At 64.8% G+C, this 24,381-nt stretch carries 24 protein-coding genes, 1 tRNA gene, 1 other RNA gene and 1 pseudogene; 15 read left to right on the top strand and 12 right to left on the bottom strand.

What is annotated here, in order from left to right:
* The first annotated feature begins 2 nt into the window (after positions 1 to 2).
* Positions 3 to 968, top strand: coding sequence for a prolyl aminopeptidase (gene pip, locus RM2_RS08810; protein ID WP_072688447.1), 966 nt, complete (start codon positions 3 to 5; stop codon positions 966 to 968).
* A gap of 7 nt (positions 969 to 975) precedes the next feature.
* On the opposite strand, the gene RM2_RS08805 is transcribed toward pip, so the two are convergent.
* Positions 976 to 1,161: a F0F1 ATP synthase subunit epsilon gene (locus tag RM2_RS08805; RefSeq protein WP_072688446.1), complete on the bottom strand. Its 186-nt coding sequence runs from the start codon at positions 1,159 to 1,161 to the stop codon at positions 976 to 978.
* 426 nt (positions 1,162 to 1,587) lie between these two features.
* Here RM2_RS08805 and RM2_RS08800 point away from each other — a divergent pair, with 426 nt between their 5' ends.
* Together RM2_RS08800 and RM2_RS08795 are read left to right on the top strand one after the other, a co-directional pair.
* Positions 1,588 to 2,034: an FAS1-like dehydratase domain-containing protein gene (locus tag RM2_RS08800; protein ID WP_072688445.1), complete on the top strand. Its 447-nt coding sequence runs from the start codon at positions 1,588 to 1,590 to the stop codon at positions 2,032 to 2,034.
* Positions 2,031 to 2,450 (top strand): MaoC/PaaZ C-terminal domain-containing protein, encoded by a 420-nt coding sequence (locus RM2_RS08795; protein WP_072688444.1) that lies wholly within the window; start codon positions 2,031 to 2,033, stop codon positions 2,448 to 2,450. Before RM2_RS08800 ends, RM2_RS08795 begins: the two co-directional genes overlap by 4 nt.
* 46 nt (positions 2,451 to 2,496) lie before the next feature.
* Here the strand turns inward: RM2_RS08795 and RM2_RS08790 are convergent, their stop codons facing one another.
* On the bottom strand, positions 2,497 to 3,447 hold the full coding sequence (locus RM2_RS08790; RefSeq protein ID WP_072688443.1) for a cyclase family protein: 951 nt from the start codon (positions 3,445 to 3,447) through the stop codon (positions 2,497 to 2,499).
* 365 nt (positions 3,448 to 3,812) lie between these two features.
* An RNA gene (rnpB, locus tag RM2_RS08785) (RNase P RNA component class A) lies at positions 3,813 to 4,255 on the bottom strand.
* A 60-nt stretch (positions 4,256 to 4,315) separates the two neighbouring features.
* Here rnpB and RM2_RS08780 point away from each other — a divergent pair.
* Together RM2_RS08780 and RM2_RS08775 are read left to right on the top strand one after the other, a co-directional pair.
* Positions 4,316 to 4,843 carry a DUF1697 domain-containing protein gene (locus RM2_RS08780; RefSeq protein WP_072688442.1) on the top strand — a complete coding sequence of 176 codons (528 nt, stop codon included), beginning with the start codon at positions 4,316 to 4,318 and terminating at the stop codon, positions 4,841 to 4,843.
* A 7-nt stretch (positions 4,844 to 4,850) separates the two neighbouring features.
* Positions 4,851 to 6,080 carry an SLC13 family permease gene (locus RM2_RS08775; protein WP_072688441.1) on the top strand — a complete coding sequence of 410 codons (1,230 nt, stop codon included), beginning with the start codon at positions 4,851 to 4,853 and terminating at the stop codon, positions 6,078 to 6,080.
* Between the two features lie 7 nt (positions 6,081 to 6,087).
* Here the strand turns inward: RM2_RS08775 and RM2_RS08770 are convergent, their stop codons facing one another.
* The 4 genes from RM2_RS08770 to cobC all read right to left on the bottom strand — a co-directional run bounded on the left by RM2_RS08770 (position 6,088) and on the right by cobC (position 10,245).
* Positions 6,088 to 7,209 carry a bifunctional RNase H/acid phosphatase gene (locus RM2_RS08770; RefSeq protein ID WP_072688440.1) on the bottom strand — a complete coding sequence of 374 codons (1,122 nt, stop codon included), beginning with the start codon at positions 7,207 to 7,209 and terminating at the stop codon, positions 6,088 to 6,090.
* Positions 7,206 to 7,943: a zinc ribbon domain-containing protein gene (locus RM2_RS08765; protein ID WP_072688439.1), complete on the bottom strand. Its 738-nt coding sequence runs from the start codon at positions 7,941 to 7,943 to the stop codon at positions 7,206 to 7,208. The genes RM2_RS08770 and RM2_RS08765 overlap by 4 nt, the downstream gene beginning before the upstream one ends.
* Before the next feature lie 98 nt (positions 7,944 to 8,041).
* Positions 8,042 to 9,178, bottom strand: coding sequence for a Nif3-like dinuclear metal center hexameric protein (locus tag RM2_RS08760; protein WP_072688438.1), 1,137 nt, complete (start codon positions 9,176 to 9,178; stop codon positions 8,042 to 8,044).
* Positions 9,175 to 10,245 (bottom strand): Rv2231c family histidinol phosphate aminotransferase CobC, encoded by a 1,071-nt coding sequence (gene cobC, locus RM2_RS08755; protein ID WP_072688437.1) that lies wholly within the window; start codon positions 10,243 to 10,245, stop codon positions 9,175 to 9,177. The genes RM2_RS08760 and cobC overlap by 4 nt, the downstream gene beginning before the upstream one ends.
* Between cobC and RM2_RS08750 the strand changes: the two genes are divergently transcribed.
* The 3 genes and pseudogenes from RM2_RS08750 (at position 10,239) to RM2_RS08740 (ending at position 12,293) form a co-directional block, all read left to right on the top strand.
* The gene (locus RM2_RS08750; protein ID WP_072688436.1) at positions 10,239 to 10,958 is read left to right on the top strand and encodes an HAD-IA family hydrolase; all 720 of its coding nucleotides are present in this window, start codon (positions 10,239 to 10,241) and stop codon (positions 10,956 to 10,958) included. The two genes, cobC and RM2_RS08750, sit on opposite strands and share 7 nt — an antisense overlap.
* Positions 10,945 to 11,374, top strand: a pseudogene (locus RM2_RS08745) (arsenate reductase/protein-tyrosine-phosphatase family protein). Before RM2_RS08750 ends, RM2_RS08745 begins: the two are co-directional and overlap by 14 nt.
* A gap of 43 nt (positions 11,375 to 11,417) precedes the next feature.
* Complete coding sequence (locus tag RM2_RS08740) at positions 11,418 to 12,293, top strand: SURF1 family cytochrome oxidase biogenesis protein (protein WP_072688435.1); 876 nt, start codon at positions 11,418 to 11,420, stop codon at positions 12,291 to 12,293.
* Here the strand turns inward: RM2_RS08740 and RM2_RS08735 are convergent.
* A complete protein-coding gene (locus RM2_RS08735) occupies positions 12,234 to 13,217 on the bottom strand; it encodes a cobalamin biosynthesis protein (RefSeq protein WP_072688434.1) in 984 nt (327 codons plus the stop codon). The genes RM2_RS08740 and RM2_RS08735 overlap by 60 nt on opposite strands.
* Positions 13,218 to 13,543: 326 nt before the next feature.
* Here RM2_RS08735 and RM2_RS24435 point away from each other — a divergent pair, with 326 nt between their 5' ends.
* Positions 13,544 to 13,720, top strand: a complete 177-nt coding sequence (locus tag RM2_RS24435; protein WP_169846694.1) for a hypothetical protein — start codon at positions 13,544 to 13,546, stop codon at positions 13,718 to 13,720.
* 40 nt (positions 13,721 to 13,760) lie between these two features.
* On the opposite strand, the gene RM2_RS24430 is transcribed toward RM2_RS24435, so the two are convergent.
* The 4 genes from RM2_RS24430 to RM2_RS08715 form a co-directional block, all read right to left on the bottom strand.
* Positions 13,761 to 13,934 carry a hypothetical protein gene (locus tag RM2_RS24430; RefSeq protein ID WP_169846693.1) on the bottom strand — a complete coding sequence of 58 codons (174 nt, stop codon included), beginning with the start codon at positions 13,932 to 13,934 and terminating at the stop codon, positions 13,761 to 13,763.
* Between the two features lie 134 nt (positions 13,935 to 14,068).
* Positions 14,069 to 14,140, bottom strand: a tRNA-Val gene (locus RM2_RS08725).
* 32 nt (positions 14,141 to 14,172) lie between these two features.
* On the bottom strand, positions 14,173 to 14,637 hold the full coding sequence (locus tag RM2_RS08720; protein ID WP_072688432.1) for a peroxiredoxin: 465 nt from the start codon (positions 14,635 to 14,637) through the stop codon (positions 14,173 to 14,175).
* A gap of 39 nt (positions 14,638 to 14,676) precedes the next feature.
* A complete protein-coding gene (locus RM2_RS08715) occupies positions 14,677 to 15,102 on the bottom strand; it encodes a DUF3052 domain-containing protein (protein WP_072688431.1) in 426 nt (141 codons plus the stop codon).
* A gap of 742 nt (positions 15,103 to 15,844) precedes the next feature.
* Between RM2_RS08715 and aceE the strand changes: the two genes are divergently transcribed.
* The 6 genes from aceE to RM2_RS08685 all read left to right on the top strand — a co-directional run bounded on the left by aceE (position 15,845) and on the right by RM2_RS08685 (position 24,362).
* Complete coding sequence (gene aceE, locus RM2_RS08710) at positions 15,845 to 18,748, top strand: pyruvate dehydrogenase (acetyl-transferring), homodimeric type (RefSeq protein WP_072688430.1); 2,904 nt, start codon at positions 15,845 to 15,847, stop codon at positions 18,746 to 18,748.
* Positions 18,749 to 18,850: 102 nt separating this feature from the next.
* On the top strand, positions 18,851 to 20,125 hold the full coding sequence (locus RM2_RS08705; RefSeq protein WP_072688429.1) for a PucR family transcriptional regulator: 1,275 nt from the start codon (positions 18,851 to 18,853) through the stop codon (positions 20,123 to 20,125).
* 127 nt (positions 20,126 to 20,252) lie between these two features.
* Positions 20,253 to 21,170: an ACP S-malonyltransferase gene (locus RM2_RS08700; RefSeq protein WP_072688428.1), complete on the top strand. Its 918-nt coding sequence runs from the start codon at positions 20,253 to 20,255 to the stop codon at positions 21,168 to 21,170.
* A 105-nt stretch (positions 21,171 to 21,275) separates the two neighbouring features.
* The gene (gene acpM / locus RM2_RS08695; protein WP_072688427.1) at positions 21,276 to 21,587 is read left to right on the top strand and encodes a meromycolate extension acyl carrier protein AcpM; all 312 of its coding nucleotides are present in this window, start codon (positions 21,276 to 21,278) and stop codon (positions 21,585 to 21,587) included.
* A gap of 8 nt (positions 21,588 to 21,595) precedes the next feature.
* The gene (locus RM2_RS08690) at positions 21,596 to 22,846 is read left to right on the top strand and encodes a KasA/KasB family beta-ketoacyl-ACP synthase (protein WP_072688426.1); all 1,251 of its coding nucleotides are present in this window, start codon (positions 21,596 to 21,598) and stop codon (positions 22,844 to 22,846) included.
* Between the two features lie 82 nt (positions 22,847 to 22,928).
* Entirely contained in the window at positions 22,929 to 24,362 is a 1,434-nt protein-coding gene (locus tag RM2_RS08685) for an acyl-CoA carboxylase subunit beta (protein ID WP_072688425.1), read from the top strand.
* Positions 24,363 to 24,381 lie beyond the last annotated feature (19 nt).

Below are 24,381 nucleotides of genomic sequence, written 5' to 3'. Positions count from 1 at the left end.
ACGTGACACCGCTTCGCACTCTCTACCCTCCCCTCGAGCCTTACCAGCTCGGACACCTCGATGTCGGTGACGGCCAGCAGGTGCACTGGGAGTCGAGCGGCAATCCCGACGGGAAACCGGTGGTGTTCCTGCACGGCGGACCGGGTGGCGGCACAGACCCTGCGCAGCGGCAATTCTTCGATCCGAAAGCGTATCGGATCGTGCTGCTCGACCAGCGCGGGTGCGGTCGGTCCACTCCCCACGTCGCCGACGGAGCGGAACTGTCCGTCAACACCACCGACCATCTGATCGACGATGTCGAGATGCTGCGAAGCCACCTCGACATCGACCGCTGGCAGGTCTTCGGCGGGTCGTGGGGGTCCACCCTGGCACTCGCGTATGCACAGAAACATCGGCATCGGGTCACCGAGTTGGTGCTACGCGGCATATTCCTGCTGCGCCGTAGCGAGATCGACTGGTACTACAACGGCGGCGCCGGACATCTGTTTCCTGAACTGTGGGAGGAGTTTTTAGCCCCGGTGCCAGAATCGGAACGCGGTAGCGATCTCGTCGAGGCCTATCACCGACTCCTGCACTCCGACGACCCCGACACCGCAATGCGGGCGGCGGTCGCATGGTCGACCTGGGAGGGAGCAACGAGTTCGCTACTCCCCAAGCCTGAGCGGGTCGCGGATACCTCCCAACCGAGATTCGCGCTCGCCTTCGCCCGCATCGAGAACCACTACTTCTACAACCGCGGATTCCTCGACGAGGGCCAACTACTGCATGCCGCCGCGGCACTGGACGGCATTCCGAGCGTGATAGTGCAGGGTCGTTACGACGTGGTGTGCCCGGCCACGAGTGCGTGGGCCCTTCACCGGGCTTGGCCCGGCTCCCGGCTCGAAATCGTCGATGACGCCGGACATTCCGCGATGGAGCCAGGAATCATCCATCACCTCGTAGAGGCGACAGACCGATTCAGGCACTGACGCCCCGCTAGTTGTTCCACTCCTTGTCGGCCCGGTCCGCCGCCTTGTTCCGTTCAGCGGCGATCTGCAAAGCTGCCTCGGCAGAGTCTCGGTCTGGATACGGCCCCATCCTGGACAAGGACGACGCCGCCTTTCCCTGCGTGACGGTTCCGTTCTCTATGTCGTAGTACCAGAGATGATCCTCGTCTTTCATGTCTTCAGTGTGACACTGGTCGGGCCGATGGGGGTTGGGATCGTGCTTGGGCTGCTATCGTCCTAGCTCTGTCCGGGGGATCCGTTCACCGGCGTCAATGAGCGTGGTGCACACGTTCTGTCTTCAGCAAACAGTGCTTGAACAAAGAACGGGGCGAGATGTCAACAATCGTTTTCGACCAACTGCTTCCCTACCTCGGTGCCGAGGGCGCCACGTACTGGGCCCAACTGCTGATGGTCGACCCCGGCTGACGGCTGTCGACAACTGAAAGCTCCTGCCGTCACGGGCGGCAGTGGCTTCGCCGTGTCTGGGCTTCACCGTGTCTGGGCTTCACCGTGTCTGGGCTTCACCATGTCTGGCAGATTCGCGACAAGTCCTCGACCGCTTCACACCTCCTACCGGTTCGGACCTCTCTAGGCTTGAGGAATGGCAGTCAATCCAGAGATCGAGGGTCGTGTCTACCCGCCGACCAGGCCATACCTCGTCGGTCGCGAGAAGATCCGGGAGTTCGCACGCGCAGTCTTCTCCACCAACACGACCTCCTTCGACGTCGTCAGCGCTCGCGCCGCAGGCCATGCTGATCTCGTTGCACCGCCTACGTTTCCCGTCATCGTCCAGGGACGTGCACTCGCGCAGCTGGTCGCGGATCCGACCACGGGTATCAAATCCAGCAATCTGGTACACAGCGCGGAACATGCCCGCTCCCTACGCCCCGTCGTCGCGGGCGACGAACTTTCCGCTGTGTTGACCATCACCGGCGTGACGCCGCGCGGCGTACACACACTGCTCGTGGCCGACATCAAGATCGTCGACGCTACAGGCGATCACGTAAGCACGATCACCTCCAACCTTTTCGTCAGAGGTGACCAATGACGTCCTCCCAGCGAATCCTGCTTGGCGACACCGTCGCCAAGGCGCGCTACCACGTGACCCGCGAATCACTGGTTCGCTACGCCGGGGCGTCGGGTGACTTCAATCCCATCCACTACCGCGACGCCGCCGCGAAGTCCGTCGGCCTTCCGGGCGTAGTGGCACACGGCATGCTGACGCTGGGGATGTCGACGCAATGCGTCGTCGACTGGCTCGGCGACCCGGCCAGGATCACCGGCTACCGGGCCCGCTTCACCAAGCCCGTGATCGTCGACCCGGAGGGAGGTGCGGTCGTCGACGTGGTCGCCGAGGTAGGGCAGGTCGACCAGGATGCTGGTACCGCGAGAATCGATCTGACCGTCACGTTCGACGGACGCACCGTACTCGGGCGTTCACAGGTGTGGATCTCACTGTGCTGAACGCTGCGAGAGCAATAGCGCTTCGGTTCGTCGTGCCGCTGAGTGCCTATCCCTTCAACGGCATTGCAAGCGGACGCAGCGGAGCTCCGGAGGCACCTCGCAGCCTGATCGGTGCAGCGATGAGGCAGAACTCGTAGACACGGTCACGGGCGAGTTCCTCCAGGTTGACGAGCTCGATCATCGGAACCCCTGCCTCCGCCAGGAAATGGCAGTGCCCTGGCAACCAGTTATCTTCGTGCTCAGAGGGTCCGACCTCGACGCACTCCTGGTCCGATGCGATCGCTGAGATGGATTGGCCGGTGAGCCAGCGGGCCGCCTCCAGCCCAAGTCCAGGCGGGCAGCCGAGTACTTTCGCCGCATCCGGCCAGTAGCGCATCCGGCCGGTCCGAACGAGTGCGACGTCGCCCTCCTGGAGGGTGAGACCTTGGCGGTCGAGAGACTCCTTGCAATCTTCGACAGTGATCGCGTACGAGTCCGGCAGGCAGTCGACCCCCTTGATTCCGGCGATGTCGAGGAGGACACCTCTCGCGACGATCGGGGGGATCGTCTCGGCGCCGGCGCGCATCCAATGCCGGCTGCCTAGGTTCTCCTCTGCCGTGAAGCCGTTGTAGATCGCGCCGTCGACACCGAAGTGGTTGAGAGCGTCGATATGAGTTCCGGTATGGGTGTACATGAAGATCACATCGCCGGAGAAGCAGACATGGCGGTTCAAACGCTCGCCTGCACCGTTGAGATTGTCGACCACAGTCCCGATGGGAGTGTGGCTCATGTAGATTTGGTATGCAGGATCACCTGCAGCTTGAACGCTGGGCATGCCTACGAAGTAGTCGATACTCAGGTCGTACACCGACGACGCGTCGGCGCGGGCGACAATGGATTCCTGCCGTTCAGCACTGAGCAGGTTCAGCGCCCCCCGTTCGTCGTCAGGTCCGTATGGGCTGGTCGCCGCACGAATACAGGCCTTCTTGCCGTTCGTGGAAATGGGCTCAGTGGTCACTGCTTCCTGCTCCCTCACTCAACCCCCGCACCCCATCCTAGGGTCACCGTGGCGGGCGGTGAGGGCGCCGATCTCGAAGCAGCGCACTATGCCGACTGAGCCGACCCGATTCCTCCAGCCGGTTCGCCTGACATGCAGAACTACACGCTTTCGCACGGATATGTCCACACATTCGGGAGGGTTGGTCGGGCGATATGGGATGCAGGATCGAGGGTGTTCCCAGCTAAGCGGCCGCGCTTGCTGCCGCAACCTGTGCCCGCCTGCTCTCGTCGACCTCGGACAGCGAGTTGATTCTGCGCTGAAGGTATCGAGGCGTGGACGCGAACCAGATCTGGGACCACAACCAGGTCAGGTATCGGGAGAGGCGGACGAGTTGGCGTGTAAGCCGGATCCTGTCCCCGGCACCGAAGCGCCGGGTGGCGACCATCCATCTGGGCACACCGTCGCCGGGTACCTCGAGCGGTTCACCCGCAGGCTCGGGCGAGCAGCCCTCGAACACCTGCGCAACCGCACCGGGATCCCGAAAGATCCGATGCGGTCTTCAACCTTGCTCCGGGCGGGGTTTACCTAGCCACCCCGGTCACCCGGGGTGCTGGTGCGCTCTTACCGCACCGTTTCACCCTGACCGGCGCCTCACCCCGAAGGGTGCGGCACCGGCGGTCTGTTTTCTGTGGCACTGTCCCGCGAGTCACCTCGGGTTGCCGTTAACAACCACCCTGCTCTGTGGAGTCCGGACTTTCCTCGACGAAGGGCCTGTGCACGCGCACGCGGTGCTGGTTCCCTCTGCCGCGGCCGCCCGGCCAACTCGTCCGCCCGACAAGACTACCGCTCGCCCGAACCTGACCCGGCACCGCACTATGGTCGAGAGATGACTCGATACGCCGCACTGTTGCGCGGTATCAACGTGGGCGGCATCAACATCAAGATGGTCGACCTGCGTAATACCTTCAGTGATCTGGGATTCGACAACGTGAAGACCGTCCTGGCATCCGGCAACGTGCTGTTCGATTCCGACCGCGCCGACGTCCCCGCACTCGAGTGCGGGATCGAAACGGCTCTCCGTGCCGAATTCCACTACGAAGCCTGGGTATTCGTGCTTGAGGTCGACACGATCCGGAGGATCGTCGACAACTACCCGTTCGATCCCGAACGTGAGGGTTGGCACCCGTACGTTCTGGTATCGCCCGAGCCTGAGGTCCTGGACGAGTTGGCGAGCCTTCGGGACGAACTCGATCCCGAGATCGAACGCGTTCAGGCCGGTGACGGCGTCCTGTATTGGGAAGTCGAACGAGGTATGACACTGAAGAGCAGGTTCGGGAAGAGAACCGGCGCGCCCAAACTCAAGGCTTTTACAACCACCCGGAATCTGCGCACACTCCGGAAGCTTCTGGTGTGATGCCGCGGTGACAATTCTGGCGGTGACGCTCGTCGCCGCGGTCCTCGTCTTCGCGGTCGTTCGCCCCCGCGGCCTTCCCGAGATCGTCGCCACCGCGCCGGCGGCTGCAGTCGTGTTGGCGGTGGGGCTGGTGACACCGTCCGAGGCGTGGGGCGAGGTGACCGAGATGGCCCCGACCGTGGGGTTCCTGGCCGCGATCCTCGTCCTCGCACACCTCGCGGACGCCATGGGAGTGTTCACCTGGATCGCGGGCCTGCTCAGACACAGGGCACGCGATGACCCGAAGAGATTGCTGACACTCGTGTTCGGGTCCGCGGCACTTACTACCGCAGTGCTCAGTCTCGATGCCACTGTCATCCTGTTGACCCCGGTGGTGATCGCTACCGCCCGATCGCTGCACATGGATCCGCGGCCGCACTCGTACGCCAGTGCTCACCTGTCGAACACGGCTTCGACCCTGCTCCCGGTGTCCAACCTCACCAACCTCATTGCCTTCTCCGCCACCGGGCTGAGTTTCCTGCATTTCGCCACCATCATGGCGTTGCCGTGGATGGTCTCGATCGTCGTTGAATTGATCCTGTTCCGACTGTTCTTCCGACGGCACCTCGTGCGGCCCGACGCCGAACCCGCACCGCACCCCGAAACCGCGGCACCGACGGCCGCGCTGTCGATCATCGCGGCAACACTCGTGGGCTTCGCGGTGTCGGGCTTCGTGGGAGTCGCGCCCGCATGGGTGGCTGCAGCGGGGGCGATCGTGCTTGGCATGGTCGCGCTTCAACAGGGGCGGACCAACCTCGGACGCATCGCTTATTCGGTCGACGCGTGGTTCTGCGCGTTCGTCCTGATCTTAGGGGTCGTCGTCGCAGGAGTCGCGAACGGTCCGATCGGCGACTGGATCGGCTCGAGACTGCCCACCGACACGACCTTCCTGGGGTTGCTGCTGATGGCTGTCGTCGCGGCGGTCGCGGCAAATCTGGTCAACAATCTTCCCGCGACACTGCTTCTGCTGGCTGCGCTGGGAACTGGTGCGCCGACAGGGCTGATCCTGGCCATGCTGCTCGGCGTCAACCTCGGCCCCAACCTCACCTACGTAGGATCGCTCGCGATCATGTTGTGGCGACGAGTCGCGGCCCGCGCCGGTTCACCCCCAGATCTGAGGACTTTCACCGTTCTCGCATTGGCGACGACACCGCTGACCCTGCTCGCCGCGGTGACCGCGCTGTGGCTCGTGCTCTGACAAATCCTCAGACGTGGGAGGTGTCGTTGACCAAGCTGACGGACGAGCCGCCGTCGGGGTAGAAATCGGCGATACTCAGCGACGCGAGATCCAGATGCAACCGGTACAGCAGCGACGGTCCCGCGTCGAGTGCAAGTTGCAGCAGGGTCTTGATGGGGGTCACGTGGGTGACCACGAGGATGGTGCCGCCGGCGTAGGACGCAGTGAGGTCGTCCCGGACTCGGACCATGCGCTCGCGCACCTCGTCGAAGCTCTCCCCCGACGGCGGCCGGACCGAAGTGTCCGACAACCAGCGGCGGTGCAGTTCGGGGTCGCGGTCCGCGGCCTCCCTGAACGTGAGGCCCTCCCACTCGCCGAAGTCGGTCTCGGTGAGGCCGTCGAACACGGCGACGGGAAGCCCGAGTGCGGCTGCGGCAGCGGCAGCGGTCTGCTGCGCGCGAACGAGGGGCGAAGACACGACTGCAACGATTCCATCATGTCCGGCAAGGCGTTTGGCCGCACCATCCGCCTGTGCGCGTCCCATTTCAGTGAGAGCCGGATTCCCCCGGCCGGAGTAGCGTCGTTCGACGGACAACGAGGTCTGCCCGTGCCGCAGCAACAGCATCCGGGTCGGGGCACCCAGCGCGTCCACCCAGCCCGCTGCCGCAGACGATGCCTGCAACGGGATCGCGGGCGTGGCCTGCAAGGTAGTCGGCACCGACTCGTTCTCGAGCCCGGAGGCCACGTCGTCCATCGCTTGGTTCGCGAGTCGGTCTGCGTGCGAGTTCTCAGCGCGTGGGATCCACGTGTAGCTGACCTGCTCGAACTGTCGGGCGATCTCGGATGCATTGCGCTGCAACGGAATCATGTCCGAGTGCTTCACCTTCCACCGCCCGGACATCTGTTCGACCACCAGCTTGGAGTCCATCCGTACGTCTACCGTCGACGCACCGAGTTCGGCCGCCGCGGTGAGGCCCGCGATCAGTCCCCGGTATTCGGCGACGTTGTTGGTCGCCACACCGAGGCTTTCCCAGCGCTGCGCGAGAACGGTGTTGTGCGTGGCGTCGAAAACCACGGCACCATAGCCTGCCGGGCCCGGGTTGCCGCGCGAACCACCGTCGGCCTCGACGACAACCCGACCGACACTCACAGACCGGATTCCTTGGTACGCACCAGGATCCCGCCGCATTCGGGGCAGCGCACGACCGCGTCCGGTGCGGAAATTGCGATGCGCGAGATCTCGCCGCGGTCGAGTTCGATGCGGCACGCACCGCAGCGCCGCGCTTGAAGCAGCGCGGCTCCGACACCGTTCTGGCTGCGCTGCTTCTCGTAGACGGTGATCAGATCGGCTGGGAACTGATCGGCAAGTGCTGCGCGGTCTCGCATGCAGCGCTGTTCCGCGGCGTCCAGATCCGCAACGGCGTCGTCGCGGCGCCTGGAAGCGTCGATAAGGTCTTGCTCGATCTGCGACAACTGCGCACCCGCGTGGTCGTGATCTGACTGTGAAGCCTCCCGCTGCTCCATCACCTCGAGCAGTTCGTCCTCCAACAGTCCCTGACGGCGGGCGAGGCTACCGAGTTCGTGCTCGAGTTCGGTGAGCTGCTTCGCCCCCACCGACCCGCTCTCGAGGAGCGTGCGGTCGCGGGCCACACGCTGACGGACGGCATCGACCTCGCTTTCGAGCTTGCGGATGTCACGGTCGAGATCGTCGAGGATGATCTCCACGGCCACCGCGGCATCCTTGCGTTTGACACGCTCCGCCTCTAGCCGCTCGACCTCCTGACGCTCGGGAAGCGAGGTGCGCCGGTGGGCGATCCTCGACAGCTCCGCATCGACGCCGGCGAGGTCGAGAAGCTTGGACTGCACCTGTGGTTCGACGTTCACGCGTGGTAACTCCTGCTGTCTTCTGTTGAGGGATCTTCTGTGCAGATGGCTGAGTGGTCAACCGTACCCCGCATATCCCCTCCTCCAGCCGCACCAGGCTACGACGATGCGCGAAGCGACCACGGATCGGTCCTGACGGACGACAGCAGCACCTGCCATTGCGGCGTCTGTGCGAATGCGACGTCCATCACACCCTTGGCCTGGTCACACCACGGCCGCTCGCTGGCCCAGTGCGCGACGTCGATCAAGGCCGGTCCGCCGACGCGCAGGTGCTCGTCCGCGGGGTGATGACGCAGGTCGGCGGTCACATAGGCGTCCACACCGAGTCTGAAGACCGCGCCCAGAAGCGAGTCGCCGGAGCCCCCGCAGACGGCGACGGTGCGGATAGTGGCCTCGGGGTCGCCGGCGGCCCGCACGTCACCGGCCGTGGCGGGCAAAGCGTCTGCGACCCGGTCCGTGAAGTCGCGCAGCGACAGCGGCTCGGCCAGTTCTCCCACCCGCCCCAGGCCTCGTGGACTAGGGAACGTCGCCATCTCCATCACGTCGAACCCGACCTCCTCAAACGGATGGGCAGCCCGCATCGCAGCGAGAACCTTCTGCCGGATGCCCCGTGGGGCAATCACCTCGAGCCTGCACTCCTCGAGAGCTTCGGGTGCGCCGATCGCGCCGAGCCTGGGGTTCGCACCGTCGGTCGGCAAGAACTGCCCCTGCCCGGTGACGGACCAGCTGCAGTCGCGGTAGTTGCCGACGTACCCGGCCCCTGCATCGAACAGCGCGGAACGCACCCTATCTGCGTCGCCGACCGGCACCAGGACTGCCCATTTGTCGAGGTCCTCGCCTGGTTGCGGCTCGATCGGGCCGGTCACGATCAGTCCGAGGGTCGCCGCCAGAGCGTCGGACACCCCGGGGTCCGCGGAATCGGCGTTGGTGTGCGCGGTGAACAGGGCGCATCCGGCCTTGATCAGCCTGTGCACCAACGCTCCCTTCGGGGTGTGGGCTCCGACCGTGTCGACTCCGCGTAGCAGCAATGGGTGGTGGACGACGAGTAAGTCGGCACCGGCGTCGATGGCCTCGTCGACCACCGTAGCCGTCGGATCCACCGCGACCATCACCGTCGTGACCGCGTCCTCGGGGTCGCCGCACACCAGGCCGACCGAATCCCAGGATTCCGCCAGCGCGGGCGGGTAGGCGGAATCCAGCGCCGCGATCACATCGGCGAGACGAACCGAACTCAAAGGATCTCCTTCATCGCATCGATCAGGGCGTCGGCCTGCTGCCGGGGCCGCACCGCGACCCGGAGAAAGTCGGGTCCGAGGCCGGGGAAGGTGTCGCAGCGCCGCACGGCGATTCCCCGCTCACGAAGATGCCCCCGCATCAGTTCGCCGTCCGGAAAACTTAGCAGCAGGAACGGCGCGGCAGCGGGCAGATGCACCGCAACGCCGATGTTGCGTAGCCGCCGGATCATGCCGTCACGCCAGCGCCCCAGCACCACAGCATGATCCCGGGCGGCGGCAACGGCATCCGGGGCGTTGCACGCGGCGATCGCCTCCACCTGAAGGCTGCCCAGAGGCCAGTGCGCGCGACCCACCTGCAGCCGATCGAGGATCTCGGGGGAACCGAGCGCGTACCCGCATCGTAGTCCCGCGAGCGCCCAAGTCTTGGTCAAACTACGCAGCACCAGTACGTCGGGGAGCGAATGACCGGCCAGTGATTCACTCTCGCCCGGTACCGCGTCGGAGAACGCCTCGTCGACCACCACGATCCGGCCCGGGCGACGCAACGCCAGAATCTCCTCTGCAGGGTGCAGCATCGACGTCGGATTGGTCGGATTCCCGACCACCACCAGGTCGGTGGATTCCGGGACGGCTGCGGAGCCGAGACAATACGGGTCTTCGAGCAGCACCTGGGTGACCGGCACGTGAGCCTCCTGCAGCGCCCACTCCGGTTCGGTGAACGACGGATGGATCACCGCGGCCGCCCTCGCTCCGAGCCGTGGGAGCAGGGAGAAGCCCTCGGCCCCGCCCGCGAGGAGCAGCACTTCCTCGGGACTCCGACCGTGCCGTGAGGCCACTGCGGTCCGGGCCGCGAGATCGGCCGCAACTGTGGGATAGGAACCTAGGCGAGGCAACGCGTCGGCGAGACGCTGGCGCAACCATCCCGGCGGTCCGTCGCCCTGCACGTTCACAGCGAAATCGAGGTGACCGGGCACCAGATCGGCGTCACCGTGATGACGCAGGCTTTCCCGACTACCGGCACGTATGTCCACAGATGTCGACCCTAGGGGACAATGGTCCGGTGACATCTCTCTCCACCTCTCAGGCCTCCGCCCGTTCGGCCCAGTCCGCCCGTTCGGCACTATCGGCCCCGATCGTGCTGTTCGATCTCGACGGCACGCTCACCGACTCCGCACCCGGCATTCACGCCGGGTTTCGGCACGCGCTCGCGACTATCGGGCAGCCGGAACCGACCGACGAGATGATCGACAGCGTGGTCGGCCCACCGATGATCGACACGTTCCGGTCGCTGGGACTGGAAGAGGATCTCGCGCGGCTTGCGATCGCGGCCTACCTCGAGCGCTACGACGGCATCGGTTGGGCCGAGAACTCGACCTTCGACGGCATCGAGGAGGTGCTCGCCCGCGCCCTCCACAGCGGTAGACGGCTCGCTGTGGCCACGTCGAAATCCGAACGATTCGCTGTGCGCATCCTCGAGCACTTCGGGCTCGCGCACTACTTCGAGTTCATCGGCGGTTCCAGCGATGACGGCAGTCGCCGGTCCAAGCTGGACGTGATCGAGCACTCGCTACAGAATCTCGGCATCACCGTCGTCGAGGGTGCCACCGCCGACGTCCTGATGATCGGCGACCGCGACCACGACGTACTGGGCGCCGCACACTGGGGTATTCCCACGGTCTTCGTCGAGTGGGGTTACGGCTTCCCCGTCGAAGCCGATCGCGCGCACACCCGCGCACGGACCGTCGCAGACCTCGGGAGGATGCTCGATGCCGCCGTCTGAACTGGCTCCGTCTGAACTGGCGCTGCACGTGACATTCGTCTGCACCGGGAACATCTGCCGCTCCCCCATGGCCGAGAAGATCTTCGCCGAACATCTGCGCCGTGAAGCCCTCGCCGACCGCGTCACGGTGAGCAGCGCCGGAACCCACGGCTTCCACGTCGGCAGTGAGGCCGACGTCCGCGCGATCGAAATCTCGGCGCGGAACTGGTGTAGCTCTGGCCGCGAACCACGACCGTGAGCTTGCCCATCTGGGTGTTCCGGATGAGCGCCGCCGGCTGCTGCGCAGTTTCGACCCGGACGCGGATACCTCGTCCGTGGCCGACCCGTTCTACGGCGACCTCGAGGACTTCGAACGGGTTCGCCGCCAGATCGAGGCCGCGGTTCCCGGGCTGCTGGCCTGGGTGTGCGATCGGTAACCCACGATCGGGGGCCCCGCACGCGAACGGCTACCGTGGAAACGTGCAAAGGCTGAGATTTCTGTTGCGACCCGGCTGGCTGGTATTGGCCTTGGTGGTGGCCGGATTCGCCTTCATGTGCTTCTACGTGCTCGCACCCTGGCAGCTCGGCAAGAACACGTCGACGGAACACCGCAACCAACTGATCGCCGATTCGGTCGATGCCGACCCGGTCCCGGTGGAGAGCCTGCTGTCCGGGACCGCGCTGGGTCCGGACGACGAATGGCGGCGCATCACGGCCACCGGAGAGTACCTCCAGAACAGCGACCTCCTGGTTCGGCTGCGATCGATCCAAGCGCAACCCGCGTACGAGGTCCTGACCCCGCTGCAACTGTCCAGCGGCAGCACCATCTTGGTCAACCGCGGCTACGTCCGACCCGTACAGGGAACCGAGGCGCCGCCGGTGGATGCGCCGCCGACGGGGCAGATGACACTCGACGGCCGTGTCCGCAAGTCGGAAGGCACCATCCCCGGCAAGGAACCGATCATCGAGAACGGGCAGCGTCAGGTCTACTACATCGATGCGGGTCAGATCGGCGGCGTCATCGGCACCGATCTGGTGGACGCATACGTCCAACTCGAACCAGGTCAGCCCGGTGGCCTGGGCACCATTCCGCTCCCGCAACTCGATGCGGGCCCGTACCTGTCGTACGGACTTCAGTGGCTGGCGTTCGGAATCATGGCGCCGTTGGGCCTTGCCTACTTCATCCGGGCGGAGTGGCTCGAACGCCGCAGGGAGAAGTCCGCGAAGCCCGCTGGCGACTCCGGACCCGTACCCGTCGCACGAAAGAAGCCGTTCACCAGGACCAGGCCGGCGGAATCAGCACCGAGAACGGCGACGGAAGCAAAGCTGGCCGACCGCTACGGCAAGGGCCGCTGACACGAGGGCCGCACCGCCCTGTGCTGCGCTGGAGAGTTGCACAGCACGGTCGAGGTCCACGGGTTCGGGTGAGCGCCCGGATCCCAGGCGAGGCCGCATCTCGACACCGTGGGCGTATTCGGTGCGCCCCCCAAGCGATATTCCCAGGGCTCCTGCAGCGCTCGCCTCCGCGACTCCCGCATTGGGACTGGGATGCTCAGCTGCGTCGCGGCGCCACACCTCCCACGCTTCGACAGTCGATCCACCGACAGTGGAGGCAGCCACAACGGTCAATACACCCGTCAAGCGGGCAGGAAATAGGTTGACGGCGTCGTCCCAGCGCGCCGCGGACCAACCGAAGTTGCGGTACTTCGGCGAGCGATAGCCGACCATCGCATCGAGGGTGTTGGACGCTCGGTAGGCGAACAGGCCGGGAATGCCGGCCAGCGCCCCCCACACGAGCGCCCCGACCGCCGCGTCTGAGGTGTTCTCGGCCACCGACTCCAGTGCAGCCCGTGTGAGGCCGTCCACACCGAGCCCGCTGGGATCACGCCCACACAGGCACGGCAACAGAGCACGGGCGGCGGTGAGATCACCCACCTCGAGGTGCCGGGCCATGGCAGCCCCGGTCCGGCCCAGTGACGTTCCACCGAGGACGACCCAGGTCGCGACGGCTGTCCCCGCGGCCTCTCCTGCCCATCCACCACGCTGCGCAGTGCGGGCCGTCACGATGCCCAGACCAGCCGCTCCGCCTATCAACGTTCCCGCATGCAGGACTCCGAACAACCGGGAATCGCGGTAGGTCACCGTTTCCAATGCCTTTGCCATGCGACCGAATCCGGATACGGGGTGCCATCGGGCGGGGTCAGCTAGGAGGCGGTCGGCGGCGTAGCCGAGCAGTAGACCGGCGGCGCGGGCCGTGCCGGAAAAGGAAAGTAGATGCACACGCTATTTCTATCAACCAGCGTTGCAGTCGATGGAAAAGGAGTTCCGGCCTACCGTACGGTAGGCGAACAGGCCCAGCGAATTCTTCGGCAGAAGTGCCGAATCCTGATAGTACGCCAAGAGTTTCGTCGATTTCCCTCTTCTCCCACTACAATTAGGACGTCGCCTCGTTCCCCCCATGTCGGGCGGCGCAGGATCCCGCCCCGCCCTCATCTCTGGTGCTGACTCAAACACACCTTCGTGGCTGGGCGGGTTTCCGGTTTCTCCGGTGAACAGCCTCTGATGAGGGCATTGGTTTCACCTGCACCGCCTGGGACGATCGAGGGATGCATATCGACACGACGAATCTCGCCGACAATGAATTGATCGTCGCGCTGAGCGAGCAGCGTGCTCTACTCGGGGAATCGATCGCAAACGATTACGGCTGCGACACCGTCGACGGCGTCACCCGCCTGATCGGGGAACTCGAGGCCGAAGTCGATCGTCGAGGCTTGCTGACATGACGGCGTGCCAACTGCACTAGATGCGTCTGGTCGAACCCGGTCACGCGGACCACACGTCGGCCCGGCTCCCGTCTTCCTCGTAGCGGTCGATCTTCACAATGCCCGCCCCAGATTCGGAGTGAGGCCTGTGCGTCTCGTTGACCGCCTGAAAGTCTGATTCGAAGATCCTGTCGCGCGACGTCCCGTTGCGCAGCGTCACCTTGTACGTCGGCATGGTCACAAATATACGGCGAGATTCCGGACGATGGACGGTCAACCTCGCGACACTACCTGTCCATGTCGAGATGGCTGTCAGACTAAGGAAGCCCCTACCTGCATCGGCATGCACGGCGAGGCTTCGAACTTGTGTGGGCGCGGAGGGTTTCGAACCCCCGACCGCTGGTGTGTAAAACCAGAGCTCTACCACTGAGCTACACGCCCGAACACCCGGCGAAATACTCGCCGGGTGCGCATCAGGACTCTAGCGTGGCGAGCGCCTTCTCCCAAGCTCCCTGGTCACGAGCCTCTCCGGGCCCGTTCATCTCGGCAAACCGGATGACACCGTCTTTGTCGATCACGAAGGTGCCGCGGTTCGCAAAGCCCAGTTTCTCGTTGAAGACGCCATAAGCTTGCGCGATCGCACCGTGCGGCCAGAAATCGGCGAGCAGCGGGAAGGTGTACCCCTGCTCTGCTGACCAGATCTTGTGGGTCGGCGACGCACCAACCGAGAGCGCGAGAATGGCGGTTTCGTCGTTCTCGAACTTCGGCAGTTCGTCCCGAACCCTGCAGAGTTCACCCTGACAGGTTCCGGTGAACGCAAGGGGGTAGAACACGAGCAGGACGTTCTTCTTTCCGCGGTAGTCGGAAAGTGTCACTTCCTGGTTGTTCTGGTCCTTGAGGGTGAAATCAGGGGCGATCGCCCCCACCTCGAGTGGCATTGCATAGTCCTTAGCTGACGAAGTGTGAGGATGACGGATTCAGCGCTTGTTCGCGGGACGCGATTTCGGCTGAACCAGACGGCTCCCCGACCAGTCCCCGAGGTTCGCCGCCGAGGTCTGGGTGAGGCCTGCAGTGGGTGCGGACTCAGCGATCTCGCTGGGCTCCACGTGACCGGTGTGACCCGTCTTGGGTGTGAGGACCCACACGAATCCCTCATCGGCCAGCGGGCCGATGGCATCCATGAGGGCATCGACCAGATCTCCGTCTTCGTCGCGCCACCACAGCAGCACGACATCGATCACCTCGTCGGAATCCTCGTCCAGAAGTTCTCTACCGATGGCTTCCTCGACTGCCGAACGCAGGTTGTCGTCTGTGTCCTCGTCCCAGCCCAGTTCCTGTACCGCCATGTCGGCAGAGATTCCGAGTTTCTGGGCGTAGTTTTGGGCGTCCGCCGCGGCGACCACGGTGCGGTCCTCCTTTGGTTGACGGTGTTCGAGTACGAGTACCCGAACACCTGCCGGATGAAGTTCAATTAGATGAAAGCGAACATGCTCGAGCGCGTTCGCGCAAGCTGGGCACGCGAATACTCTTCACAAAGTAGCGGATCGCTGTCATTGACCGAGCCTACGGTGCCGAAGTCGGGATGTGGGGCAGGCTTTCCGAATCGAATCGCTGAGCTGGTTACCTCAGCTCGCGAAAATGTTCAGATCGTCGCTGTATCCACCTCCGTCCGCGGCCGTCGCAAGATTGTGACAGCTATTCGCACAATCGGCGAACGTGCCTGTCAGGTCGTCGGAAGAGAGCCGCGGGCACTTTTGACAGCGGCGCCCACGGCGACGGCAGGGGCCGCAGCGGTGAATGTGTTGTAGGTCTCGATTGCATCAAGCGCCGCCACACGCCGTGAGACACCGACACCGGGGGTAGCCGTCGTCCGCCAGGCTCCAGCCGCGAGTTGCGCCGCCCCAGTCGTCTCTCGCGGTTACTTCCCGGCATCGACGACCTCAACCGTTCGGGCCTGTAACTGCGCAAACGCTACCGAAGAGTAACCCGATCAGGGTGTGCCGACTGCGCCGCAATGGGGAAAGATGAAGGGCGCGCCATATTCATCCGCGCCGTATTCATCAAGGAGAGGGGTCGGGCCCAACAAGGCCGCGATCGCATGGAAAGGACGCCACACCGTGCGTCCCACCACAATGAGGAGCAACGTTGTCAGACCTGATCCAGGGACCCGCGTCTCAACCAGAGAAAGCCGCCTCCGGCGCCGGAGCGGCCCAAACTGCCAACCCCAGTGCAACCCCGGGTCCAGAGGGCCGCGTTCGCGTCATTCGTGAGGGTGTCGCGTCGTATCTGCCGGATATCGATCCGGATGAGACCACGGAATGGTTGGAGTCGTTCGACGGACTACTCGATCGATCCGGGCCCACCCGTGCCCGGTATCTGATGTTGCGGATGCTAGAACGGGCCGGGGAGAAGCACGTCGCGTTGCCGGCGCTGACATCCACCGACTATGTGAACACCATCCCGACGGAGAACGAGCCGTGGTTCCCCGGTGACGAGGAGGTCGAGCGCCGGTATCGGGCGTTCATCCGCTGGAACGCCGCGATCATGGTGACACGTGCGCAACGTCCGGGTGTCGGCGTAGGCGGCCACATCTCCACCTACGCATCGTCTGCGGCGCTGTACGAGGTCGGGTTCAACCACTTCTTCCGCGGCAAGAACCACCCCGGTGGCGGGGATCAGATATTCATTCAGGGCCACGCCTCCCCCGGTATCTACGCGCGTGCGTTTCTGGAGGGGCGGATCCCGGCGGAACAGATGGACGGCTTCCGGCAGGAGGCCTCGCATGCCGACCAGGGGGGCGGACTGCCGTCGTACCCGCACCCTCGCCTGTTGCCCGATTTCTGGGAGTTCCCGACAGTGTCGATGGGCCTGGGCCCGATGAACGCGATCTACCAGGCAAGATTCAATCATTACCTGGACGACCGCGGCCTCAAGGACACCTCCGATCAACACGTGTGGGCGTTCTTGGGGGACGGGGAGATGGACGAACCCGAGTCTCGGGGTCTGGCCCACGTCGCGGCCACCGAAGGCCTCGACAACCTGACGTTCGTGGTGAACTGCAACTTGCAGCGCCTCGACGGCCCGGTCCGCGGCAACGGCAAGATCATCCAGGAATTGGAATCATTCTTCCGCGGCGCGGGCTGGAATGTGATCAAGGTTGTCTGGGGCCGCGAGTGGGATGCATTGCTGCATGCCGACCGGGACGGTGCCCTGGTCAACCTGATGAACGTCACCCCGGACGGGGACTACCAGACCTACAAGGCGAACGACGGTGCGTTCGTGCGCGAGCACTTCTTCGGCCGGGACCCGCGGACGAAGGAGTTGGTGGCGAATCTGTCGGATCGCGACATCTGGAATCTCAAGCGCGGCGGGCATGACTACCGCAAGATCTACGCCGCGTATGCGGCGGCGAAGGCGCACAAGGGTCAGCCGACGGTGATCCTGGCGCACACCATCAAGGGCTACACGCTGGGCAAGCACTTCGAGGGGCGCAACGCCACCCATCAGATGAAAAAGCTCACTCTCGATGATCTGAAAAACTTCCGGGACCTGCAGCGAATCCCGATCTCCGACGCGGAACTCGAGAAAGATCCGAAGCTGCCCCCGTACTACCACCCCGGCAACGACGCGCCGGAGATTCAGTACATGCTCGACCGCCGCCGAGCCTTGGGCGGCTTCCTGCCGGAGCGGCGCACTAATGCGGCCCCGCTGCCGATGCCGCCGGACAAGACCTACGACGTAGTGCGCAAGGGATCGGGAAAGCAACAGGTCGCCACCACGATGGCGTTGGTACGGATCATGAAGGAGTTGTTGCGGGACAAGAAGATCGGAAAGCGAATCGTCCCGATCATCCCGGACGAGGCCCGCACCTTCGGAATGGACTCCTGGTTTCCGTCGCTCAAGATCTACAACCGCAACGGGCAGTTGTACACGGCGGTGGACGCGGACCTGATGCTCGCCTACAAGGAGTCCGAGACCGGGCAGATCCTGCACGAGGGCATCAACGAAGCTGGTTCGACCGCCTCGTTCACCGCGGTCGGCACCTCCTATGCCACCCATGGCGAGCCGATGATCCCGCTGTACATCTTCTACTCGATGTTCGGATTCCAACGCACCGGCGACGGATTTTGGGCGGCCGCGGATCAGATGGCCCGCGGCTTCGTCCTGGGCGCCACGGCAGGCCGGACCACCCTCACTGGAGAAGGCTTGCAGCACGCGGACGGGCATTCGCTGTTGCTCGCGTCGACGAACCCGGCCGTCGTCGCGTACGACCCAGCGTTCTCCTACGAGATCGCGCACATCGTCAAGGACGGGTTGCGGCGAATGTACGGCGGCACCGTGGCGGCTGACGGCACGTTGGAGCCGGGGTTCGGCGGAGAGAACATCTTCTACTACATCACCCTCTACAACGAGCCCTACTCCCAACCTGCCGAACCGGACAACTTGAACGTCGAGGGTCTGCTCCAGGGCATTTACCTGTTCAAGAAGTCTGATGCGTCCGGGGGCAGCACCAACGGGCGCTCCGCCGACTCCGCGCTTGCGGCACAGATCCTCGTCTCTGGCGTTGCAATGCCAGAGGGGCTGCGAGCGCAGCAGATTCTCGCCGACGAGTGGGGTGTCGCCGCGGACGTGTGGTCGGTGACCTCCTGGGGTGAACTGCGCCGTGAGGGCGTCGAATGCGAGAAGCGGGCCCTTCGCGACCCGGGAAGCGACGCCCCACTGCCCTACGTCACCCAGGCCCTCTCCGATGCGGCCGGCCCGTTCGTCGCCGCATCGGACTGGATGCGGGCGGTGCCGGACCAGATCCGCCAGTGGGTGCCAGGTTCATACACCACGCTCGGCACCGACGGATTCGGCTTCTCCGACACCCGCCCGGCCGCCCGCCGGTACTTCAACGTCGACGCCGAATCCATCGTCGTGGCCGTCCTCGCCGCCCTCGCCGGAGAAGGCGCCCTCGACCGGACCAAGGCCGCCGAAGCCGCCACCAGGTACCGCATCGGCGACGTCAGCGCCGCCACCGTGTCTTACACCGACACTGGAAGCGCGTAGCGTCGGCCTACACCGACACGGCAAGCGCGTGGCGTCGACCTCCTCGCCGCCCGCTCGTGTGTCCGTCGGACACCGCGGGCGGGGGGGCGTAGGTTCTTGAACATGGTCGAGCAGAGTCCGATGGTCTCCCGAAGGCGAGAACCCCGGGACCCGTTGCCGGATGCATTGCTACGTCGCGTCAAGCAGTTCTCCGGACGCCTCTCGACTGAGGCAGTCACGACGATGCAGGATCAGCTGCCATTCTTCGACAACCTCGACGCCTCCCAACGCTCCAACGTGCAGTTACTGGTCCAGACGGCCGTCGTCAACTTCCTGGAGTGGCTCAAGGATCCGGACGACAGTGACATCCGCTTCAGTATCGACGCGTTCCAGGTGATTCCGGAGGACCTCGCTCGTAGGCTCACGCTCCGCCAGACCGTGGATATGGTCCGTGTGGCGATGGAATTCTTCGAGCAGTGGCTGCCTGCACTTGCGCGCAACGAACAGCAACTGACCGCTCTCACCGAAGCCGTCCTGCGTTACGGGCGTGAACTCGGGTTCGCTGCAGCCTCCGTCTACGCCAGTGCGGCAGAGTCCCGCGGCGCCTGGGACACCAGGCTCGAGGCCCTCGTCGTCGATGCCGTGGTCCGAGGTGACACAGGTTCCGACATGCTGTCGCGGGCGGCAACCCTCAATTGGGACGCCACCGCCCCCGCCACCGTCATCGTCGGTACACCGCCCGAGGACGAACGGGTCTCCGTGGTCAGCACCGTCCACACGATCGCGCAAAAGCACGGCCGCGCCGCTCTCGCCGTCGTCCAGGGTTCGTGGCTCGTGATGGTGGTCAGTGGCGAACTCCAGGACGGGCCTGACGACTCGAGGTTCATGACCGACCTCCTCGGCAAGTTCGCGGAAGAGCCGGTGATCATCGGACCCACCACACCGACACTGGGTGCCGCCCACCTCAGTGCCGTCGAGGCACTCGCCGCGATGCAGGCGGTCGCGGGCTGGCGCGGTGCACCTCGACCGGTGCATGCCGCCGAGCTGCTCCCCGAGCGTGCGCTGCTCGGGGACAACGCCGCAGTGACCGCTCTGAACGATCATCTCGTCAGCCCGCTCGCGGCCGCCGGGGGCGTTCTCACCGACACCCTCGACGCATATCTCGACTGTGGAGGTGCGGTTGAGACTTGCGCGCGACAGCTGTTTGTTCATCCAAATACTGTGCGATACCGACTCAAGCGAATCGCCGAAGTCACCGGCCGCGATCCGACGAAGCCGCGGGATGCGTACGTCCTCAGAGTGGCCGCAACTGTGGGGCGATTAACTCATTCGCATCACGAAACCATAACAAGTTTAACACCAGTCCCACCTTTCCCATTTGGAGAAGTCGGACTGTAACGAATGCACGGCCCGATTCGATACGAGCATCCCACGTGCAATTTTGTGGGAACCCGACAATTTCGCTCACAAAGGTTCATCCGCAACGGCATCTCGCGACATGCCTTCGACAGTGTTCTCTTAAAGAGTGATTTCGTTGCTCGCCCCGGGTCAGGGCTCTCAGGCTCCCGGCATGCTCATCCCTTGGTTGGAGCTGCCGGGCACTCAAGACCGTGTCGCGCTGTGGTCGAAGGCCGCCCGCCTCGACCTCATCCGGCTCGGTACCACCGCGACCGCCGAGGAGATCACCGACACGTCGGTCACTCAGCCTCTCGTCGTTGCCACAGCGCTACTCGCCTTCGAGGAACTTGACGCGGGTGGCCTGATTCCTGCAGACACCATCGCGGCCGGGCACTCGGTCGGTGAACTCGCGGCCGCCGCCATCGCCGGCGTCCTCTCCACCGACGACGCGGTTGCCCTCGCCGCCGTGCGCGGAGCGGAGATGGCCAAGGCCTGCGCGCTGGAACCGACGGGCATGTCCGCTGTTCTCGGCGGTGACGAGGCAGTCGTGCTCGCCCGCCTGGACGAACTGGGTCTCGAAGCGGCCAACCGCAACGCGGTCGGCCAGATCGTCGCGGCAGGCCTGCTGTCGGCACTCGAGGAACTAGCAGCCAACCCGCCGGAGCGGGCGCGGGTCCGCGCCCTCCCCGTCGCGGGCGCATTCCACACCCGGTTCATGGCTCCAGCCCAGGAAGCGGTCAGCAAGGCTGCGTCCAAGATCACACCCAGCGAACCCACCCGCACTCTGCTCTCCAATGCCGACGGCGCGCCGGTGGCGTCCGGCGCCGACACACTGACTAAGCTGGCCGCACAGGTAACCCGACCTGTGCGGTGGGACCTGTGCACCGCAAGCCTGCGGACAGCTCAGGTCTCCGCGATCGCGGAGCTTCCACCTGCCGGAACACTGGTCGGTATCGCCAAGCGTGAAATGCGCGGTACGCCAACTCTGGCACTCCAGACCCCGGGGGATATCTCCGCACTGGCCGAGCTGACACAACTCGGCTAGGTTGCTGCGCGCACCTCTGGTGCGCGTGGGGCCGCAGGCGCGGCCGATGGGGTCGTGCCTGCACAACTCCAGATTCATCCACACGAATGAGAAGGGAGCCACTCAGTGGCCGCCACCCAGGAAGACATCATCACCGGACTCGCCGAGATCATCGAGGAGGTCACCGGTATTGAGCCGTCCGAGGTGACTATCGACAAGTCCTTCGTCGACGACCTCGACATCGACTCTCTCTCGATGGTCGAGATCGCCGTCCAGACCGAGGACAAGTACGGCGTGAAGATCCCCGACGAGGATCTTGCCGGACTGCGCACCGTCGGTGACGCCGTGTCCTACATCCAGAAGCTCGAAGCCGAAGGCGGCGAGGAAGCCGACGCGGTCAAGGCCAAGCTCGAAGCAGCCAAGAACGACGAGGAGTGAGCCCAACCGTGACCTCCGCCTCGCCCAACGGGAAACAATTCCCCAACATCGTCGTCACCAGCCTCGCGGCCATGACGTCGGTTGCTGGTGACGTGGATGGCACGTGGAAGGGCCTGTTGGCCGGCGAGAGCGGCATCGACACCCTTCACGATCCGTTCGTCGCGGAGAACGACCTGCCGGTGAAGATCGGTGGCCACCTCAAGGTGTCCCCTGACGAGTCGCTGTCCCGAGTCGAGATCCGCCGGATGAGTTTCGTCGAACGGTTGGCACTCGTTCTGAGTCGTCAAGCCTGGGAGAACGCCGGTAGCCCGGAAGTCGACAAGGATCGCCTCGGCGTCGTGATCGGGACCGGGCTCGGCGGCGGGGAGGCACTCGTCGAGGCCGTCGACAAGATGAAGACCGGCGGTTACCGCAAGGTGTCGCCGTTCGCCGTCCAGATGGTGATGCCCAATGGTCCGTCGGCTACGGTAGGGCTCGAATTCGGGGCTCGTGCCGGAGTGATCACTCCGGTGTCGGCCTGCTCTTCGGGTTCCGAGGCCATCGCCCATGCGTACCGCATGCTCGTCATGGGCGATGCCGACATTATCGTCGCCGGCGGTGTGGAGGGATTCCTCGACGCCGTACCGATCGCAAGCTTCGCGATGATGCGTGCGCTGAGCACACGCAACGACGATCCGAAGGCCGCGTCACGGCCGTTCGACAAGGACCGCGACGGCTTCGTGTTCGGTGAGGCCGGGGCGTTGATGGTCCTCGAGACCGAGGAGCACGCCAAGGCTCGCGGTGCCACGATCCACGCTCGTCTACTAGGCGCGGGCATCACCTCCGACGGCTTCCACATCGTCGCTCCCGATCCCTCGGGAGCGGGCGCTGCACGGGCCATGACGAGGGCGATCGAGAGTGCTGGATTGACGAAGAAGGACATACAGCACATCAACGCGCACGCCACGGCCACTCCGATCGGTGACACAGCGGAGGCGAATGCCATCACCGCTGCCGTCGGCAACCATGCCGCGGTGTACGCACCGAAGTCCGCGTTGGGGCACTCGATCGGCGCCGTAGGGGCGCTCGAGGCTGCACTCACGGTCTTGGCTCTGCGTGACGGAGTAATTCCACCCACGCTGAATCTCGAGAATCAGGATCCAGAAATCGACCTGGATGTCGTCAAGGGCGAAGCCCGTTACGGTGAAATCGATTTCGCGATCAACAACTCGTTTGGTTTCGGTGGGCACAACGTCGCGCTCGCCTTCGGCCGGGCCTGACATCCGGTCGCGCTAGATCGCGGGTGGAGACCCTTCCGCGAAGGGTCTCCACCCATCGACAGCCCGCTACAAGGAGGACGCGATGACAATCTTGGCACCCTCGACGAAGCCTGATTCGTCGATCGATCCGCGCGATCCCCTTGCACGCCTGGCGAAACTGTTCGACGCCGGGACCGTCGTCCCACTCCACCCGCGTGACAAGTCTGGTGTTCTGGCCGCGGCAGGCAACATCGACGGTGTCCGCACCATCGCCTACTGCTCCGATGCCACCGTCATGGGCGGTGCCATGGGCGTCGAAGGCTGTAAACACATCGTGACGGCGATCGACACCGCTCTCGCCGAGGCTGCCCCCATCGTCGGGCTCTGGCACTCGGGCGGCGCTCGTCTCGCCGAAGGAGTCGAGGCCCTGCACGCCGTCGGACTGGTCTTCGAGGCCATGGTCCGCGCCTCCGGCCGCATCCCACAGATTTCCGTCGTCCTCGGCTTCGCGGCCGGAGGTGCGGCATACGGACCCGCCTTGACCGATATCGTCATCATGGCTCCCGAAGCCCGCGTCTTCGTAACCGGACCCGACGTGGTCCGCAGCGTCACCGGCGAGCAGGTCGACATGCTGTCCCTCGGCGGTCCCGACACGCACTCCAAGAAGTCGGGCGTCGCGCACATCGCCGCCCACGACGAGGGCGACGCGCTGCACCGGGCTCGCCGACTTGTGTCGATGTTCTGCGAACAGGGCGAATTCGACCAGTCAGCCGCCGAGCATGGCGACACCGATCTCCGCGCCCTCATGCCGAAGTCGGCCAAGCGCGCCTATGACGTGCGCCCGATCGTCCACGAACTTCTCGACAACGTCGAAGGCGAGTCGAGTTTCGAGGAGTTGCAGGGCAACTACGCCCGCAGCATCGTCACCGGTCTCGGACGACTCGGCGGTCGCACCGTCGGCGTCATCGCCAACAACCCGCTCCGACTCGGGGGTTGCCTCAACTCCGAGAGCGCCGAGAAGTCGGCTCGCTTCGTCCGACTATGCAACGCCTTCGGCATTCCACTCGTGGTAATCGTGGACGTCCCCGGATACCTGCCCGGCGTGAGCATGGAATGGGGAGGCGTCGTTCGCCGAGGGGCCAAACTCCTCCACGCGTTCGCCGAGGCCACCGTTCCCCGCGTGACGGTCGTGACCCGAAAGATCTACGGCGGCGCGTACATCGCCATGAACTCCCGCGCTCTCGGCGCCACCGCCGTCTACGCGTGGCCCGATGCCGAGGTCGCCGTGATGGGTGCCAAGGCCGCCGTCGGCATACTGCACAAGCGTGCTCTGGCCGCCGCGCCCGAAGAAGAGCGTGAGGCGCTGCACGAGCGTTTGGCCGTCGAGCATGAGAGCATTACCGGCGGCGTCGATCGAGCAGTCGAGATCGGTGTCGTGGATGCGGAAATCGACCCGGCGAAAACTCGTAGCGTCGTAACCGCCGCTCTCGCAGCAGCGCCCACACAACGGGGCGATCACAAGAACATCCCGCTGTGATCTGATCTCTGTTTTTCGT

Origin of the sequence: Rhodococcus marinonascens NBRC 14363 (assembly GCF_001894885.1) — a bacterium.
GTDB classification, from domain to species: Bacteria; Actinomycetota; Actinomycetes; order Mycobacteriales; family Mycobacteriaceae; genus Rhodococcus_F; species Rhodococcus_F marinonascens.
This window is presented reverse-complemented; position numbering and strand designations above follow the sequence as displayed.

What these genes read in the sequence shown, in the direction of transcription:
- RM2_RS08805 (WP_072688446.1), bottom strand. Translation starts at nt 1,161, where the DNA reads ATGAAAGACGAGGATCATCTCTGGTACTACGACATAGAGAACGGAACC.
- RM2_RS08800 (WP_072688445.1), top strand. Translation starts at nt 1,588, where the DNA reads ATGGCAGTCAATCCAGAGATCGAGGGTCGTGTCTACCCGCCGACCAGG.
- RM2_RS08795 (WP_072688444.1), top strand. Translation starts at nt 2,031, where the DNA reads ATGACGTCCTCCCAGCGAATCCTGCTTGGCGACACCGTCGCCAAGGCG.
- RM2_RS08780 (WP_072688442.1), top strand. Translation starts at nt 4,316, where the DNA reads ATGACTCGATACGCCGCACTGTTGCGCGGTATCAACGTGGGCGGCATC.
- cobC (WP_072688437.1), bottom strand. Translation starts at nt 10,245, where the DNA reads ATGTCACCGGACCATTGTCCCCTAGGGTCGACATCTGTGGACATACGT.
- RM2_RS24435 (WP_169846694.1), top strand. Translation starts at nt 13,544, where the DNA reads ATGCATATCGACACGACGAATCTCGCCGACAATGAATTGATCGTCGCG.
- RM2_RS24430 (WP_169846693.1), bottom strand. Translation starts at nt 13,934, where the DNA reads ATGCCGACGTACAAGGTGACGCTGCGCAACGGGACGTCGCGCGACAGG.
- RM2_RS08720 (WP_072688432.1), bottom strand. Translation starts at nt 14,637, where the DNA reads ATGCCACTCGAGGTGGGGGCGATCGCCCCTGATTTCACCCTCAAGGAC.
- RM2_RS08705 (WP_072688429.1), top strand. Translation starts at nt 18,851, where the DNA reads ATGGTCGAGCAGAGTCCGATGGTCTCCCGAAGGCGAGAACCCCGGGAC.
- RM2_RS08685 (WP_072688425.1), top strand. Translation starts at nt 22,929, where the DNA reads ATGACAATCTTGGCACCCTCGACGAAGCCTGATTCGTCGATCGATCCG.